Source organism: Chitinophagales bacterium (genome assembly GCA_041392475.1).
In the GTDB taxonomy this organism is placed as follows: Bacteria; Bacteroidota; Bacteroidia; order Chitinophagales; family UBA2359; genus JAUHXA01.
Map to the genome: position 1 here is coordinate 947,300 of JAWKLZ010000002.1, position 16,833 is coordinate 964,132.

General features: G+C 40.1%; 17 protein-coding genes. 2 read left to right on the plus strand and 15 right to left on the minus strand.

The window, feature by feature from the left end; all coding sequences use genetic code 11:
* Positions 1 to 116 precede the first annotated feature (116 nt).
* On the plus strand, positions 117 to 1,727 hold the full coding sequence (locus tag R3E32_17225; GenBank protein ID MEZ4886482.1) for a T9SS type A sorting domain-containing protein: 1,611 nt from the start codon (positions 117 to 119) through the stop codon (positions 1,725 to 1,727).
* A 47-nt stretch (positions 1,728 to 1,774) separates the two neighbouring features.
* On the opposite strand, the gene cydB is transcribed toward R3E32_17225, so the two are convergent.
* From cydB to R3E32_17250, 5 genes are all read right to left on the minus strand, one after another.
* Positions 1,775 to 2,809, minus strand: a complete 1,035-nt coding sequence (gene cydB, locus R3E32_17230) for a cytochrome d ubiquinol oxidase subunit II (GenBank protein ID MEZ4886483.1) — start codon at positions 2,807 to 2,809, stop codon at positions 1,775 to 1,777.
* Between the two features lie 128 nt (positions 2,810 to 2,937).
* Positions 2,938 to 4,311 (minus strand): cytochrome ubiquinol oxidase subunit I, encoded by a 1,374-nt coding sequence (locus tag R3E32_17235; GenBank protein ID MEZ4886484.1) that lies wholly within the window; start codon positions 4,309 to 4,311, stop codon positions 2,938 to 2,940.
* A 139-nt stretch (positions 4,312 to 4,450) separates the two neighbouring features.
* Positions 4,451 to 4,687, minus strand: coding sequence for an RHS repeat-associated core domain-containing protein (locus R3E32_17240; protein MEZ4886485.1), 237 nt, complete (start codon positions 4,685 to 4,687; stop codon positions 4,451 to 4,453).
* Between the two features lie 25 nt (positions 4,688 to 4,712).
* A complete protein-coding gene (locus R3E32_17245; protein ID MEZ4886486.1) occupies positions 4,713 to 5,318 on the minus strand; it encodes a hypothetical protein in 606 nt (201 codons plus the stop codon).
* 493 nt (positions 5,319 to 5,811) lie between these two features.
* Positions 5,812 to 7,422 (minus strand): RHS repeat-associated core domain-containing protein, encoded by a 1,611-nt coding sequence (locus tag R3E32_17250; GenBank protein MEZ4886487.1) that lies wholly within the window; start codon positions 7,420 to 7,422, stop codon positions 5,812 to 5,814.
* A 64-nt stretch (positions 7,423 to 7,486) separates the two neighbouring features.
* Between R3E32_17250 and R3E32_17255 the strand changes: the two genes are divergently transcribed.
* Positions 7,487 to 7,678, plus strand: a complete 192-nt coding sequence (locus R3E32_17255; protein MEZ4886488.1) for a hypothetical protein — start codon at positions 7,487 to 7,489, stop codon at positions 7,676 to 7,678.
* Positions 7,679 to 7,723: 45 nt separating this feature from the next.
* Here R3E32_17255 and R3E32_17260 read toward each other — a convergent pair whose 3' ends face one another.
* The 10 genes from R3E32_17260 to R3E32_17305 form a co-directional block, all read right to left on the minus strand.
* Entirely contained in the window at positions 7,724 to 8,440 is a 717-nt protein-coding gene (locus R3E32_17260; protein MEZ4886489.1) for a hypothetical protein, read from the minus strand.
* A complete protein-coding gene (locus R3E32_17265; protein ID MEZ4886490.1) occupies positions 8,437 to 9,315 on the minus strand; it encodes an RHS repeat-associated core domain-containing protein in 879 nt (292 codons plus the stop codon). Before R3E32_17265 ends, R3E32_17260 begins: the two co-directional genes overlap by 4 nt.
* A 122-nt stretch (positions 9,316 to 9,437) precedes the next feature.
* On the minus strand, positions 9,438 to 9,731 hold the full coding sequence (locus R3E32_17270) for a hypothetical protein (protein MEZ4886491.1): 294 nt from the start codon (positions 9,729 to 9,731) through the stop codon (positions 9,438 to 9,440).
* 502 nt (positions 9,732 to 10,233) lie between these two features.
* The gene (locus tag R3E32_17275) at positions 10,234 to 10,416 is read right to left on the minus strand and encodes a hypothetical protein (GenBank protein MEZ4886492.1); all 183 of its coding nucleotides are present in this window, start codon (positions 10,414 to 10,416) and stop codon (positions 10,234 to 10,236) included.
* 32 nt (positions 10,417 to 10,448) lie between these two features.
* Positions 10,449 to 11,795 (minus strand): RHS repeat-associated core domain-containing protein, encoded by a 1,347-nt coding sequence (locus tag R3E32_17280; GenBank protein MEZ4886493.1) that lies wholly within the window; start codon positions 11,793 to 11,795, stop codon positions 10,449 to 10,451.
* A 136-nt stretch (positions 11,796 to 11,931) separates the two neighbouring features.
* Complete coding sequence (locus tag R3E32_17285) at positions 11,932 to 12,330, minus strand: hypothetical protein (protein ID MEZ4886494.1); 399 nt, start codon at positions 12,328 to 12,330, stop codon at positions 11,932 to 11,934.
* Between the two features lie 26 nt (positions 12,331 to 12,356).
* Entirely contained in the window at positions 12,357 to 13,397 is a 1,041-nt protein-coding gene (locus tag R3E32_17290; protein MEZ4886495.1) for a COX15/CtaA family protein, read from the minus strand.
* Between the two features lie 231 nt (positions 13,398 to 13,628).
* Positions 13,629 to 14,315 carry a zinc metallopeptidase gene (locus R3E32_17295; GenBank protein MEZ4886496.1) on the minus strand — a complete coding sequence of 229 codons (687 nt, stop codon included), beginning with the start codon at positions 14,313 to 14,315 and terminating at the stop codon, positions 13,629 to 13,631.
* 172 nt (positions 14,316 to 14,487) lie between these two features.
* Entirely contained in the window at positions 14,488 to 15,639 is a 1,152-nt protein-coding gene (locus R3E32_17300; protein ID MEZ4886497.1) for a Gfo/Idh/MocA family oxidoreductase, read from the minus strand.
* 185 nt (positions 15,640 to 15,824) lie between these two features.
* The gene (locus R3E32_17305; protein ID MEZ4886498.1) at positions 15,825 to 16,811 is read right to left on the minus strand and encodes a M28 family peptidase; all 987 of its coding nucleotides are present in this window, start codon (positions 16,809 to 16,811) and stop codon (positions 15,825 to 15,827) included.
* Between the last annotated feature and the right edge of the window lie 22 nt (positions 16,812 to 16,833).

Sequence of the window (16,833 nt, forward strand, 5' to 3'; positions counted from 1 at the left end):
TTGTTGCAAAAAGCAAATGTCGTATTAGTCAAGCCTTCAAAACTTTGATTGCAAATTCGCAACCTATTTGTCACAAAATCGTAATTTTAAAACTTTGCCATGAAAACTGTAAGACCATGAATCATTTCCATTGTGTGAATAGCCTATCACTTATCTTGTGGATAGCTGCCATTGTTTTTACCTCCCTTCCACTCAATGCCACAAATCCCATTGAAGTGATGCAGGAAACGGCCAAGAGTATCGACTTAGAGTTAGCTTATACCGCAGATGCTACATCCTACAGCGTTTTTACCAACGCCCTATTCACTCTCACCCTCACCAACAAAGGAATAGACAATGCCACAGGCATTACAGTTTATGCCCCGTTTTCCAATGGTCTGGCATTCACGAGTGCTACGGTTTCGCAAGGAGAGTATAGTGAGTGGTCGAGTATTTGGAATGTTAGTAATTTGGCAAGTGGTCAAAGTGTGACTTTAGAGTTGTCGCTTTTTGTCTTGGATGTGAGTGGTGATATTCGCCTATTTGCCCAAGTGCAATCAGCCAACGAAACAGATATTGACTCAACTCCCAACAACAATACTACGCAGACACCTGCTGAAGACGATGAAACAAGTTTGACGGCTACTCGATTGGGAGGCAATGGGGGTAACGGTAATCAAGAGGTGGATATCGAATTGACCATGACTACGAACCACACCGAAGTCAATGTTGGATTGCAGTTTTCATATATTCTCACTGCAATAAACAACGGACTGGCCAATGCAACAGGTGTAAAGATCAAACTTCCATTGCCCTCAGAAGTAACTTATGTGAGTAGCACAAATGACCAAACGACCTACAATCCTACTACTGGAGAATGGAACATTGGCAACATTGCTTCAAAGGTGACTCGCACATTGCTTGTCAATGTGGAAGTAAAGGTAGGGGGAACGATTTCTGCAACGGCAGAGGTAGTCGCAACCAATGAAAAAGATGTGGATTCTACACCGAATAATGGATTGTTGGACGAAGACGATACCTTTAGTGTGGAGGTCTTGGGTTTGCAGATAGATTTGGAATTGAACATGGCATTGCCTTTGGGTGCTTCCAATGTGGTTGAACAAGGAAGTGAGGTAACTTTTATCGTTTATGTAGAAAACAAGGGGCCAACAGTAGGTTATAACTCTAAAATCAGGGCCATCTTTCCAATAGGGTTTACCTATCTGCGCAATACTGTAACGATGGGCGAATATTTGGAGGATGTGGAAGTTTGGTACATTGGTGATATTCCTCCTTTTGAAACACAAGTTATGGAAATTACAGCTTCTGTGGATAGCCCGGGGCCTTTGACCTACACCTGCGAAGTGCGTACTTCCAATGTGCCAGATGTGGACTCTACGCCCAGCAATTTTGACCCAAACGAAGACGATATTGACAGCATCACCATTTATACGGATGTGGATACTGCCATTGATGAATTGTTGAATAAGGATGAAAATTTGAAAACCTTTGTTGCTTATCCTATTCCAAGTCATGATTTTGTGCGTCTATTGTTTGATTCAAAAGCTGAAAGCCGCCATCTTAGGTTGTATGATTTTAGTGGTCGTATGGTGTATCAACAAATGTTGGAAACCATTGCAGGAGAGAACAATGTTGAATTGGATTTAACTCCTTTCTCTACGGGTGTTTACTTTGTTTTGATGGAAACGGAGAAGGGTAATGTGAGAGCGAAAGTAGTGAAACGATAGGTTGAAGACAAAGGGAGAAAGAGGCATAGAGAGGTTTTGTTTTTCCTTCAATAACTCGTTTTCTCCAATTTCACCACACCCCGAAAAGTCCGATACACAAAGAAAGTATAAGACGCTATCAACGGTACTCCAATCGCTGCAAAAGTGAGCATGATTTTGAGGGTTTTGGTCGAAGAAGCAGCATCATAGATAGTGATGTGGTTTTGTGGGTCAATGGTCGAAAACAAAATGACAGGATACAATTCTATCGCTACAATGATGAACAACAAGCAAATAGCCAAAGCCGAAAACAAAAAAGCTTGGAAATATTTGCGTTTGGTCGTCAAGCGGGGAATGTTCGCAATGGACAAAATCGCCATCAAAGGAACAATGAAGAAAACGGGAGATTCTTTGAATCTATCAGATAAGTGTGGAAGGTAAATAAGTGTATAAAGCGTGGTAATGGCAAACAAAACCACAAAAGCAATGATTGCTTTCTTCAACAAAATGGTCAGTTTGGCGAACAGTCGTCCTTCGGTTTTCATGGTCAAATAAATCGCTCCGTGCATCATAAACAAAGCCAATGTCGTAGCTCCCACCAAAAGCGAAAACGGGTTCAAAACCTGCAACAACGACACACTCAGCTCTTTGTCTTCCATCAGTGGAAAACCCTGCAAGACATTTCCCAACACAATTCCCAACAGCAATGCCAGCATAATACTCGACACACTGTAGGTAATGTCCCACATTTTGCGCCACCAAAGCATTTCTTCTTTGCTGCGAAACTCTATCGAAATCGCCCGCAAAATAATGAACATCAAAAACAACATAAACGGAATATACATCCCCGACAACATTGTGGCATACACCACTGGAAACCCTGCAAACAGCGTTCCTCCTCCAATGACCAACCACACTTCATTGCCGTCCCAAACGGGTCCAATCGCATTGAGCGCAACCCGTCGACTTTGCTCTTTCTTAAAAAACAAATGCCACGCTCCAGCCCCAAAATCGAAGCCATCCAATACGGCATAGCCTGAAAAAACGGCTCCAACGACTAAAAACCACCATGTTGGGTAATCTATGTTTAAGAATGTTTCCATTTGATTGATTGTTGAATTCTACAATTGGATAATTGTGAAATTAAAAGATTGTAAGTTCAGTATTTACCATTATACCCTTTTGCAATCACACCACATTTATCACCATCTCCTGTTTTTCGTCTTTTATCTCAGGTCATTGCCTCCATCATTTCCTGCTGCCTCGGTCTATCCTCCGTATCATCCTCATCATAAGGCCCATTCTGAATTTTCTTGTTCAGCAAATACACAAACAGCACAAACAACAGCGTATAAATAAGCGCAAACATAATTAACGAAAAAAGTACTTGATTGGCAGTCACCGCCTTAGAAAGTGCATCAGAAGTCCGCAACAAACCATATACGACCCACGGTTGTCGCCCCATTTCTGCTGCATACCAACCAAACTGATTTGCCAATTGCGGCAAAATCGCTGCAAAAACAAAGATCCACAACAGCCATTTCGAGTCAAATAAAGTACCTCTCCACCATTTCCAACACCCTATCAAAGACAATAGAATCAACGCCATACCGATGGCCACCATTAAATGGTAAAACTGAAAAATAGCATTGACCGCCGAAGGCCTATCCTCTTCAGGAAAAGCATTCAAACCAATTACGGGCGTTGTAAAATCTTGGTGCAACAAAAAACTCAAACCATTCGGGATTTTGATCCCCGTCACCGTCTGAGATTCCTTGTCCACCCAACCCACCAAATACATATCGGCCACTGCAAGGCTGTCAAAATGCCCTTCAAAAGCAGCTAATTTCGCAGGTTGATTGTGGGCAACCCCGTCTGCTGAGTGATGACCAATCAACAATTGGGAAAGCGAAAAAATAGTCGCTACTACCAACGCAATTTTGAAAGCTTTCTTGGAAATCTCCACATATCTGCCCTTCAACAAATAATAAGCATGAACGCTCAGCACCAAAAATGCACCCGACAAAAACGCTCCCATCCAAACGTGTAAGAGCCTGTCCACACTCGAAGGATTGAAGACCATCGCCCAAAAGTCGACAATTTCTGCCCTGACATTCAGCCCTTCTCCAACAAGATGATAACCCGTAGGTGTTTGCTGCCAACTATTTGCGACCACAATCCACACTGCCGAAAACATACTGCCCAACAATACGCCAACCGTTGAAATGAAATGTACCACAGGAGATACCCGATTCCAGCCAAACAACAAAATACCCAAAAATCCACTCTCCAAAGCAAAAGCAAAAATCCCCTCTGCCGCCAATGCACTACCAAACACATCGCCCACAAACTTGGAATAAGTCGCCCAATTCGTGCCAAACTCAAATTCCATGACGATGCCCGTCGCTACGCCAATGCCAAAGGTCAAGGCAAATATTTTAGTCCAAAAATGAGCTAAATGTTCATACTCTTTGTTCTTGGTTTTGAGGTACAAACCTTCAAAAATGACCATCAAAACGCCCAATCCAATGCTGAGAGGAGGGTAGATATAGTGAAAGGCAATGGTGAAGGCAAATTGTAATCGAGATAGTATTTCAACATCCATAAAATTTAGTTTTAATGCGTCAAAACTTGTGCTGCGAATATAGCATACAAAATTGTTATTGAAAGTATCAAAGGTTACTTTCCTAACTCCAACTTACATACATTTGCTATAACTTTAAGAATTTTAGACTTTGGACGACTCAATTAATCGAGTAATACTTCTCCGCCAACGGATCCACCATATTCCACCTTCCAATAACAGGATCATACCACCTCGCACCATAGTCATACCAATTCAGCCCCAATTCTCGGTTGAACTCCTTGCCGTTGTAACGTTTGAGGTCGTGTGTGTATTGTCGGTATTCGATGAACTCGGGGTTGTTTTGGGCAGCATAGACATAGTTGTTGTAGGCGTGCGGTACAGAACTGTGGGTCATAGAGGCGGCTTACAACTTTCAATTTTTAATCTTCGCTTGAATCAATATATAGAGTATTGATAATAAAAATATTATTTTTCTCTATAGTGGACTTAATCGTTAGTGTTCTAATTGGTGCGCTTACCCCTCTATTATCTTCTAATCCAGACATTAAGGTAGAAAGTTCATCAATTTCATTAACCTTTTTACTATTGTCTGGATACAACACTATTTTGAAGTAATCATTATCACAAGATACCTCATAAGTTATTATAGATCGAAACTTATAGAATTCAATTATTTCCAACTTGTTTTTGCAGTCAGAAAAAATACTATCTACTATATTTAAGGCATAGTTTCTCCTATTAAGAAAGTTCCAGATAGTGGCTATATCATTATTAAAAATTTTTGAACTATTTGGATAAGAAAATGTTGAAACCTTGCTAAGTGGAGGTGGCTGTTTAAGCTGGTTATAATTAGTAGTATCAATTCTAAAAGAATTGATTAGCTTATTAACAGTTAGTTGATTCCACTTAGAAATATTTAACGTATTTAAATCAATTGTAGAATTAATATTTTTTACATTACAGCAAGTAAATAGTATAAAAAATACTATGAAAATACACATTTTTATATAAGTAAACTTATTCATAGGCTCTCTGATTGTTAATATTCGAACTTTTAATGTCACTACTTAAGTTTCGCACCTTTTGACAAGAGATAACTTGTTTGCTTTGAATAATTTTTATAGTTGTATTAAAATAATGTTTTCATGTTTTTTAATTTAAAAATTTGATTATCAATTAATTAGACTTATTTTTCCATTTTAGGCATAAAAAAAGGATTTTTTTATAAAAATAAGATTATAGAAGACTTACGGAGCAATTAATTCAGGTTTAGTTCATTTATTGGGTAATATATTGAGTTTTTTTCTGAAATTTCGTTGCTAAGAAAATATCAATGCTTTGAAAATCAAAGGTTTAATAATGGCATTTTATTCATTGTATTGTAAATAAGGACTGTTTTGAAAATGGAAAATCGCTTATTGATAATTGGTTGTCAGTTATTTAAAGCGATTAATCTTGTTGTTTTTTAATAAATTTGCCTTCATTTCCAAGGATTTAGGGGGTGCGAAACTTAAGTCACTACCACTCATAAACTCTCTGATTGCCAATTTCTTTAATTTTTCTACCACTTCTCCAATATGTCTTTGGATTTTTTCGATTGTACTGTCTGACTTTAGATAGATATTCTGCCCTTTCGTCTTTTGTACATTGACCTTGTTTTACAGGAGCATATTTTCCTGTTTTTTTCTTAGGATAGTATCCTGTATATTTCTCATTATTACCAAGTTCCTTCCCATAAAAATCATGACCTGAATAGCTTTTTCTTTCACTTATCCCTAGTTCCTTTCTAATAGAATTTTCAATTTCTAAAGCTGGAACTTCTTCAGGACTTACACCCACAATTGAGTCTCCATCTTTACTCTTCGAAAGTCCACCTTCTATTTCCATATTAAAATGACTAAGTTCATGTCCCAAGTCTGCTTCTATACTACCAGCTGCACCATCTTTAGATTCAGCCATCTCCTCAAAATTTATTGCTAAAGTTGAGTATGCTTCCTTACCGGATGTTTTATCTCCATTACCACCCCACCTGACCACACTAGCGTCACCAGCAAAAATTACAAGGGTCTTTTCACTTTCGACAGCTTTCTTTAGTTGTTCAAAACCTGTTTCGTTATTCATTGCCAATGAAACCATATGCTTCCAAACCTTTGATTGAAAATCAGAATTTCCAGCAATAACAATTTTTCGCCCATCAGGATCAATAAAAGAAAGTGGATTATTATACACATAATTAAACGGACTCCACCCATAAAACTTCTCCGCCAACGGATCCACCGCATTCCACCTCCCAATAACAGGGTCATACCACCTCGCCCCATAATCGTACCAATTCAGCCCCAATTCCCGATTGAACTCCTTGCCATTGTAACGTTTGAGGTCGTGTGTGTATTGCAGTTGTTCGATGAAGGTTGTGTAGCCTGTATTTGGGTCTTCTGGATAAAGGTAGCCATTGTTGCTAAAAATCACACCGCCAGGAGGGTCGTAGAGTTTGGAGAGGCCGTCTATTTGGTGTCCGAATGGGTAATAATGAGATTCCTGTAGGATGTCGGGCAGCCCGTCGTTGTCGTAGTCTTTGGTGAAATAGACTCTGCCGTTGCCGAGATGATCGGCAATCGTATATTGATAGGTCGGTTCCCAAGGAGTTTGACTGCCTCCATTTGTAGCATCTACTCTACGCCACTCTATGCTTCCTTCTTCGTGATAGAAACGGTGCGCTCGGCTTTTGGGCGCACCGTTTGCATCGGTCTCGGGATAGTAGCGGCGATAGACAAAGTCGAGTAGGTAGTCTTGCTGACCGACCAAATCATTGCCCACACACTCAGGAGAATTGGTGGGAATAAAACCTGTGTCATAGACTCTTTTTTGGAGTTTTCTGCCGAGGGCATCGTAGGTGAGTTGAATAGAGCCTTCATCGGTGGAAATGTTTTGGGGTTGGTCTAAAAAACTGTACTCATTGAAGGACAAACCTTTGCCCGAATCTCCAGTAAGGTTTCCATTGGAGTAGCTGTAATTTGCCACCCCATTCTTAGCATTGAAGTCATTGCCAAACTCGATATTCGGAACGGCATCGGTGACTTGTTGAAGGGTGTTGTTTCCTGTATTGTAGGTATAGGTCAGGTCGTCCATTAGTCCATAATTGACCGCATAGACCATTTTGGGTTCACAAGATTCTCCTGCCCCATCAATTGAGATGGCTACGCAACTTGCCGAAGCTCTCGAAGTATCTTTAGATTATTTGGTAGGCTCTACCGATGTACTTCTTGAAAAAACGATTGTAAACCGTGTTCTTGACATACAAAAACTAAAAGAGAGCGAAAAACAACACGTTTTCGCTCTCCTTGATGCTTTTATTAAACAAACTAAGTTTCAGAGTATTATGTAATAAAAAAGCCCAAGCGGTACGTCTGGGCTTTTGTTACTCTTTATACTATTTTTTCCATATTTCCCCTTGCCACAATATCTGATTTTTGCCTTTGATATAAATCAATTCCTGATTATAAGGCTCAAACTCAAAAAAGCATCTGTCAAAATTGGGCAAGCTAATAGTCAAAAAGTTAAACTTTTCGGTGTCTATTGACTCCTCAAAAATTTTAAATAATATCCTGCTTCTGTAAAGTTCCGTTCCTGACACATCAGCATTCAGGCTAAAACTGATTTGGTTTGTAGCGGTTCTTCTATCCCACAAGTGCTTTGATTTAGGCAATACGATATCTGTCTTGTTTGTTGTAATGGACTTACTGTTATTGTGGTTAAATGTAAAGCCCAATTTTACAGGGTGAAAATCAGTAGGAAAAACCACTTGGATATACAAACTGTCCTGAGAAAATTTGTTCTCTTTTTCAATCTCATATTCAAAGCCCTTTTGCTCTGCATAATAATCTTCGCTTGTAATCTCTATAACATTATCTGCTATACCAGACCATTTCCCCTTTGATACATAATCACACTGTTCTATTACAGGAGTAAATAATATTTCAGTGTTCCATAATATATAGGTTCCATCAGACTTTAATTCTAACTTCTCAGAGCTTTCTTGTCGCTCATATACACCTGACATATCTTGAACTTTCAATTTTTGACCTTTTGTTGAAATGCAGCCCACAAGTTGAAACGCTACTATCAATATAAATAACAACTTTCTCATTTCTTCTTATCTTTTAGCTTTTCGTAAACAGTTCTACCATCTGAGGTCTTTATGTTCATTAATGTTGTGCCATTAATGTCTTTCAATGAACTGGCTCCTGCAGGATATGAACCGTCAAAAGAAAATTGTGTCTGATAGGCATTTACTTCGTTATTTCTTGCTCCCTCTAAAGTAGTGGCAGCATTTAATAATTTACCATCTTTATTAAATTTAACTCCACCAGCTTCAATAGACTGTCCTACGTGTCGGATTTCGTGAATATGAAGACCTGTGTTGCTACCTTCAATTTTGATAACTCCATCAGCTCCTTTAACAACTCCGTGAGTGCCATCACTCGCACTTGGGCTTCCAAGTTTATAAGTTTCGGTAGCATTTCCAATCGCTTCAACGTCTGCAAGTGATTGATTCAACATTTCAACTTTTTGACTATTATCCGCAAGTTTACCTTCAAGCTTCGCTAACTTCTTATCACTTAATCCTCCTTTATCAATTTGAGCCTGAATTTTCGTGCTATTCTTATCTATGCTCTCTATCCTGCTATTAATGGATTTATTTAGCCTTTCTGCTTGCTTGGGGTCTTCCCAAATCATTCCAGTTGGGTCAACATACCTTATTGGGTTGTTGTTTACAAAGGTATAGGGAGATGTTCCGATTTGTTTCGGGTGGTCGGCTAATGGGTCAACAGCATTCCACCTCCCAATCACCGCATCATACCACCTCGCCCCATAGTCATACCAATTCAGCCCCAACTCCCGATTGAACTCCTTGCCATTGTAACGTTTGAGGTCGTGTGTGTATTGCAGTTGTTCGATGAAGGTTGTGTAGCCTGTATTTGGGTCTTGTGGATATAGGTAGCCATTGTTGCTAAAAATCACACCGCCAGGAGGGTCGTAGAGTTTGGAGGGAAAGCATTGAACAAGAAGGTTTAATAAAAAAGAAGCTCACTTGACGTAAAGAAAACTGTACGGTTAGTATGCTGCGCTGTACAAGTTTCTTTTCAATTATTGTTCCTGTTCAAAGCTAATAGTCTCGGGGTAGTGCCAACGGTAGAGTAGTGCCAACGGTAGAGGTAGTCCAATAGGTAGTTTTGTTGGTTCATCAGGGCTTCGGTGGCACAACTGTTGGGGAAGTTGTCGGAATTGAAGCCTTTCCGAAAGAATCGGAATCTTCGATAGGCATAGACTCGTTTTTGGAGTTTGTTGCTGAGGGCATCATAAGTCAATTCTATTCGCCCCTCATTGGTGCTGATGATTTCGGGATGCTCCAAAAAGTTGTATTTGTTGATGGTCATTCCCTTGCCTGTGTCTTCCGTTAGGCTGCCTTTTTGGTAGCTGTAGCTGCCGAATTATTGCTGTCTCTATTGAATTTGTTGTCGTTTGATTCCAACTGGTTAAAACAATCTTGCTAAGGGAATCAAATTATCCAGTATCAGATACTCATTTTTTATTTAAAATCTATAAATATACCCTTCTCTTTCAACTGATAATTCAAATTTCTCACATCTTTAAGGTTTTCGTTTATATGTTCAATGTAAAAATTATATGTTTTATCTGATAATACTCCCTTTTTTCTTAGATTAGCAAGATCCAATAAATTCTCCTTTGTCTTTTTATAGAGAAGCCTAATTTTAACTACTTCATCCTTACAAACTATTTCACTGCCTGCTTCGATATGAGATAAACAGTTTGAATAGTTTGACTTAATCAACTGTGTATCAGATATTATGTTTCCCGCTAATTGTTTACCCTTATCCTGATTAACAAAATTCTGACATGAAACTAAAAATATCATAATCAAATAACAATAAATAACACTGCCAAAAGTAGAAAACCTAAAGCTGCATTTTGTGTAATATCCTGTTTTAAACATTCTTCAAAAGTTTTTTTAGAGCCAAAAGCCTTTAAAATCATCCAGCGTACTAAAGCTCCTGGATAACTAAATAAGTAAGTAACAATTAATTCGAATATAAATTCCATATTTTTTATGAGTTTTTACATGAATGCAAGCATTATTCAACTTCAAGAAGTTTTTCGGTAGCTTTATTAATTGCACTTTTTGTAGCCATAGTTGCCCCTCTTTCAACTAAAGTCTCTTTAGGTCCTCCAGCTATAGTCGTTAAAACCTTTACCGTGTTTTTCATGAACTCCTTACTTCTTTCCTCACTACCTCCCATAGTTCCCATAGGTCCCTGTGGTATAAGATTCCAGTCTTCGTCCAGAGTATATGTGTTTGGCAGAATGTTATTTTCACGATTATAAGCATAACCTTCGTGAACTCCCTCCTTGATTACAATTTTTGTTTGATTGATCATTGGAAAAATGACTGCTGATCCTACATCAACAAATGCACCTATAGTTTCATTTGCCATTTCTTCTACAAACTGGCCTATTTGTGTTTCTCTAGCAGCACGAAAGGTTTCAACAGTTTTATCTGCTATGGTAGGAACAAGATCATTTACAATATAAGTTGCTGCCTCCCCTATTTTTTGGAATAAATAGGGGGGAGTTCCTGATCCCCCATTAGGACTCCTCCCATCAGGATCCACCAACCTCAAAGGATTGTTCAACACATAATTAAACGGACTCCACCCATAAAATTTCTCCGCCAACGGATCCACCGCATTCCACCTCCCAATAACAGGGTCATACCACCTCGCCCCATAGTCATACCAATTCAGCCCCAATTCCCGATTGAACTCCTTGCCGTTGTAACGTTTGAGGTCGTGTGTGTATTGTCGGTATTCGATGTAGGTAGGGTTGTTTTCTTCGGTATAGACATAGCCATTGGAAGCATAAGGTACGCCACCAGGTGGGTCGTAGAGTTTGGAGAGGCCTTCGATTTGTGCGCCGAAGGGGTAGTAGTGAGACTCTTGAAGCACATCGAGCAAGCCATCATTGTCGTAGTCTTTGGTGAAATAGACTCTGCCGTTGCCTAGATGATCACGTATGGTGTATTGGAAACAAGTCTCATAAGGGGCATTTGTTGTTCCTTCACTAATTCTCCTCCACTCAATACTTCCTTCTTCGTGATAGAAACGGTGGACTCGAAATTTGGGTTCGCTGCTATTGGGTTTGGTTTCGGGATAGTGCCAACGGTAGAGGTAGTCCAATAGGTAGTCTTGTTGTTTCATCAAGGCTTCTGCTACGCACTCATTAAATGGCCCATTGTCGGGATTGAAGCCTTCGGCATAGATTCGTTTTTGGAGTTTGTTGCCGAGGGCATCGTAGGTGAGTTCGATGCGCCCATCGTCGGTAGTGATGTTTTGGGGTTGTTCCAAGAAATTGTATTGGTCAATTCCCATGCCTTTGCCCGAATCTCCTGTGAGGTTGCCATTGGAGTAGCTGTAATTTGCCACCCCATTCTTAGCATTGAAGTCATTGCCAAACTCGATATTCGGAACGGCATCGGTGACGCTTTGAAGGATATATATGTATAGCTACATTGCTGTTATAATGAACTCATGCTATAATAGACCTATTAGAGTTTGCACACTAAAAACCATAATCCTCAATTTCTTCTTTTAAAGACTCTATCCTCTCCTTTTCAAAGTCTTCCTCTTTTGGAATTTCGTAATTATTTAGCTCTATCCATTCTAAAAAATCAGTAGGGATACTTAGGTTATAATTTTCTAAATAATAAATGTACTCTGTCGTCCAATACCATTTTCCGTCAGTATAAGTATATGGAGTGCCAATTACTTCTTCTGTTAAAAGGCATATAAATAACGACCTAGCTTTAAACAGCCAAATGCCCGACTTAAGGTAAGCTATTATCTTTGGATGGATTTTCTCATCCTGCTCACCTTTTTTCGTCAAAACTCCATTTTCAAATATAGAGGGTAAATTGTCTCCTCTAAAATAAAATTCTTTCCAAAATCCTAATGCATTCATTTTTTATTTAAACTTTTTGATATTCACTACCCTTGCTTTTCTCCCACATACTGAAACCCCAACAACAACATCGTACTCAACAACAACAGCCCACAAGCCTGATGCGCCACACCCAAAACCACAGGAACACTGCCCAGAGAATTGAGCAAAGTGAAAATGCCAAGTAAAACTTGTGTTACCAACACAAAAGGCAAAGCCAAATTCACCTGACGGAAAAAAGGATGGTTTGCGCCCAATCGTTTGGCAAAATGTCCATAGGTGAGAATCAACACCACCAAAAGATAGGCAATGCTGCGGTGCGTGAATTGAATCGTTGGGATGTGTTCGGTGAAATTGATCCAAAACGGCTTCATCTCAAACAGGTTGTACGGAATATATGCCCCATTCATATCGGGGAAAGTCGGATAGTGAGAAGCAGCTTTCAGTCCAGACATAAAACCCCCAAACATGATTTGCACGACCAACATAGCCACCAATATCCATGCAAAACGCCGCATTTTAGGGTCATAGATTTTGGATTCAGGAGGGACTACCAAATCCGACACATACCACAGAATGTAGGCAAACAGAAAAATTGCCAAGAGCAGGTGTGCCGTCAAGCGGTAATGACTCACCTCTGGCCTATCCACCAGTCCACTTTTCACCATGAACCAGCCCAACAAACCCTGTGCAATGTACAGCACCAATAGCAGCGAAAACCGAGCAATGTGTTTTTTGTCCAGTTTCTTCTTCCACAAAAAATACATGAAAATGCCGAACAAAAACACAAAACCCCATCTGCCCCAAACCCGATGCAGCCATTCCCAAAAGAAAATATTTTTGAACTCCGAAAGGCTCATTCCTTTGTTAATTTCCTTGTATTCAGGAGTTTGTTGGTAATTCTCAAATTCCATTTCCCATGCCTCTTGCGTCAAAGGCGGAATGCTGCCCGTCACCACCTTCCAATCGGTCATCGAAAGGCCCGATTCGGTCAACCTTGTAATCCCTCCAACGATTACCTGAAAATAAATAATCACCAAAGACACCACGAGTAATTTCACCAAAAGGTTTTTATCTGTTGTGTTCATTCTATTGAATATTTAAAATATTGGATTGCTGCTTTTCTGCAAAGGTACAACACAAAACAAGGAAGGCGGTTGAAGGAAAGGAAAAGAAAAAAGGTCAGCGTTGAAATAATTTCAATGCTGACCTTTTCATTTTTGTCACCGCAAAAAAAACAAGCTTATTTTTTGCACAAAAAACTGACAATTAATAGTTTTGAAAACCAATCACCAGTCACTAATTTACCAATCACTATATTAATCTCTTGCATTCATAAAAATCATAATGAAATACAACAACTGTCCCAAAGAAGCAAGTGCTGCAACAAAGTAAGTCATAGCAGCCCACCACAAAGCATTCTTAGCTTTTTCGTGCTGCATACTTGTAGCGACTCCCGAACTGTTGAGCCACGCCAATGCACGGTTACTTGCGTCAAATTCAACAGGTAAGGTGACAATGCTGAACAAAGTAGTGAAAGCGAACATCATTATACCAATAAGCAACAGCCAAGATTGCCCCATTGACATCAAAAAAATACCCGCCAACAACACCCATTGCATCCAGTTGGCACTAATCTGTACTATGGGTACCAATTGTGACCTTAAGGTAAGCCAAGTATAAGAATGAGCGTGCTGAACGGCGTGTCCACATTCATGCGCTGCAACGGCTGCTGCAGCTACATTGCGTTGATGGTAAACCACTTCGCTGAGATTCACCGTTTTATTTGCAGGATTGTAGTGATCGGTCAACTGACCACCCACCGAAATCACTTGCACATCGTAAATGCCATTGTCTTGCAGCATTTTTTCGGCTACTTCCTTTCCACTCATTGCCATAGGAATTTCCGAATATTCCTTAAAACGCCTTTTGAGCATACTGCCAACAAACATACTTGCCCCCATTGCAATGAAGGTGATAAGCATATAAATCGGATCAAATACCATATTATTTTGAAATTTAGTTGAAGTTTAAAAAAATAGTTGAATTCTACCTCTTTCAACACAAAATTTCTGCAATTTGTTCCCTTGCCTATTTTTTAATGTAAACCAACGGAATAGACTCTATTTTGTGCAAAAATGGAGCAGAATCTTCAACAAATTTTTGACTCATCTTTGCTTACATCGTCACCCACTTCTGCTCACTTTTACTCGATTCGACTACTTTTTCGATAAACAACATTCCCCTCACTCCATCTTTGACCGTTGGAAAATCTTGGTACAATTCATCGGGCGTTTCCCCCTTCAATCTCGCCTGAATACACTTTGCAACATTGCGGTAAATATTGGCGAAAGCTTCCAAATAACCTTCGGGATGTCCTGCGGGAATGCGGGTATGCGCTGCCGATGCAGCCGAAACATAACCATTACCTGTTTTGAAAACTTGCTTTGGGGCATCCAACCATTTCACTGTCAGCGTATTTGGTTCAGATTGCAGCCACTCCAGACCGCCTTTTTCGCCATAAACCCGAATCTTCAATTCGTTTTCCTCTCCCGCTGCAATTTGACTCGCAAAAATAATTCCCTTTGCGCCATTGTCGAATCGAACCAATACATTGCCGTCATCATCCAACAGCCTTCCTTCTACAAAAATGCTCAAATCAGCGCACAATTCGGTGATTTGCAGCCCAGTGATATACTCCGCCAAGTTTTCAGCATGACTACCAATATCTCCAAAACAACCACTTGCTCCCGAACGAGTAGGATCTGTTCGCCAAGCAGCTTGTTTTTGGTCACTTCCTTCTAGAAAGGTACTCAACCAACCCTGTGGATATTCTGCCACCACTTTTCGGATTTTTCCAAGCGCACCACTTTTCACCAATTCCCTCGCTTGTTTCACCATCGGATAGCCCGTATAGTTGTGGGTCAAGGCAAAAATAAGGCCTGTCTCACCCACCAACCTCTCCAAATCTCTCGCTTCTTCCAAGTTGAACGCCAAAGGCTTGTCGCACACCACATGAAAGCCATTTTCCAAAGCCATTTTTGCAGGAGCATAATGAACGTGATTCGGTGTGACGATAGACACAAAATCCATTCGTTCACCTTCGGGTAGTTGCTTTTCCTTCAAAATCATCTCTTCAAAATTGGCATATACCCTGTCTGGAGATAAGTAGAATTCTTCTCCCGACTGCTTTGACTTCTCGGCACTGCTGCTAAATGCACCACAGATCAATTCTATCTGTCCATCTATTCTGGAAGCCATTCGGTGTACTTCTCCAATGAAAGCACCGATTCCGCCACCTACCATCCCCATGCGTATTTTTCGGTTCATGTTTTTTTGTGTTAAGGTGTTAATGTCTTTTTTTGTGTTTGTTGAGCGATAGCGAAATCCCGACTTTTCATCGGGGAGGGTTTGTGTTTTTTATTTTGTCATTCCCATGGAATCTTGTTGAAGAAAACGAAGCAATTGAATCCATAAAACAACCTTTATTATCTTCATCCGTCCATCGTCAATCGTTACAAAACCAAATCTTCCATCCGTACCACTGTCAGTACGACATCTCCTACCACTTTCAATGTATTTTTGTTGATTACCTTCATATTATCGTTGTGTGTATGCCAAAATTTACCGAATCCTTGAGGCGAATGATGGATAATGTCAATCGTTGGAATTTTGGCGAACTTGTTGATGTAGTAATGATCGTCCGTCACCCCCCCCCCATTTTTGTTAGTAAAGTAGCTGCTATACCCTTTTTGTGCAGCCACATCCCAAACCTTTTTCACCACATGAGGTGCATACTGCAAAGAGTAGTACTCTTGAAAAAAGACGGCATCACCTGCCCCCACCATGTCCAACAGTATTCCAAACTCTGCAGTATAGTTGGGTTTGTGTAAATTTTGTGCCCAATACTGTGCCCCCAAACAATAGGTATCTTCCGTTTCGCTCAATCCTTGGTCTTCTACGTCCAACAACAAAATATCCACGCCGATATTTTGTAGCGGATTCAGTGACAATTGACGGGCAATTTCTAATAGTATAGCCACGCCACTGCCTCCATCGTTTGCACCGTCAATAGGATCCTTTTGTTTCCCTTCCTCATCGTCCTGATCTGCCACAAGGCGGGTATCCCAATGCGCTGTCAACAATATTCGTTTGGAAGCCATTGGGTTGAAAGCACCAATGATGTTGTACATTGGCACAATACCTCCAAGTGCTGCACTCACTTTACTTTCTTGAACAATTACTTCTGCACCAAAGTCTTTCAAGGTTGCTTCCAACCAATCCGCACAAGCTTTGTGGGCAGAAGAACCAGGAGTGCGAGGTCCAAAATCGACTTGTTTTTGCACAAAATGGTAGGTAGAATCTGCATTGAAGGTGACTTTGGGTAACTCCACTTTAGCAGGAGGAGTTGTCTTTGTGGACTGCTTGGTTTCCATTTCACAGGAGGTACACCCAAAGAGTATCCATGTGAATATCCATATAGACAAGAATGTTTGTTTCATATCTGATTGATTATTTTGATAT

Excerpts from the sequence above, each read along its gene's own strand:
- R3E32_17305 (MEZ4886498.1), bottom strand. The coding sequence starts at position 16,811 with ATGAAACAAACATTCTTGTCTATATGGATATTCACATGGATACTCTTT.
- R3E32_17275 (MEZ4886492.1), bottom strand. The coding sequence starts at position 10,416 with ATGGAATTTATATTCGAATTAATTGTTACTTACTTATTTAGTTATCCA.
- R3E32_17245 (MEZ4886486.1), bottom strand. The coding sequence starts at position 5,318 with ATGAATAAGTTTACTTATATAAAAATGTGTATTTTCATAGTATTTTTT.
- R3E32_17225 (MEZ4886482.1), top strand. The coding sequence starts at position 117 with ATGAATCATTTCCATTGTGTGAATAGCCTATCACTTATCTTGTGGATA.
- R3E32_17290 (MEZ4886495.1), bottom strand. The coding sequence starts at position 13,397 with ATGAACACAACAGATAAAAACCTTTTGGTGAAATTACTCGTGGTGTCT.
- R3E32_17250 (MEZ4886487.1), bottom strand. The coding sequence starts at position 7,422 with ATGGACGACCTGACCTATACCTACAATACAGGAAACAACACCCTTCAA.
- R3E32_17300 (MEZ4886497.1), bottom strand. The coding sequence starts at position 15,639 with ATGAACCGAAAAATACGCATGGGGATGGTAGGTGGCGGAATCGGTGCT.
- R3E32_17260 (MEZ4886489.1), bottom strand. The coding sequence starts at position 8,440 with ATGAGAAAGTTGTTATTTATATTGATAGTAGCGTTTCAACTTGTGGGC.
- R3E32_17240 (MEZ4886485.1), bottom strand. The coding sequence starts at position 4,687 with ATGACCCACAGTTCTGTACCGCACGCCTACAACAACTATGTCTATGCT.
- R3E32_17295 (MEZ4886496.1), bottom strand. The coding sequence starts at position 14,315 with ATGGTATTTGATCCGATTTATATGCTTATCACCTTCATTGCAATGGGG.
- R3E32_17270 (MEZ4886491.1), bottom strand. The coding sequence starts at position 9,731 with ATGACCATCAACAAATACAACTTTTTGGAGCATCCCGAAATCATCAGC.
- R3E32_17235 (MEZ4886484.1), bottom strand. The coding sequence starts at position 4,311 with ATGGATGTTGAAATACTATCTCGATTACAATTTGCCTTCACCATTGCC.
- R3E32_17285 (MEZ4886494.1), bottom strand. The coding sequence starts at position 12,330 with ATGAATGCATTAGGATTTTGGAAAGAATTTTATTTTAGAGGAGACAAT.
- R3E32_17255 (MEZ4886488.1), top strand. The coding sequence starts at position 7,487 with ATGGCTACGCAACTTGCCGAAGCTCTCGAAGTATCTTTAGATTATTTG.
- cydB (MEZ4886483.1), bottom strand. The coding sequence starts at position 2,809 with ATGGAAACATTCTTAAACATAGATTACCCAACATGGTGGTTTTTAGTC.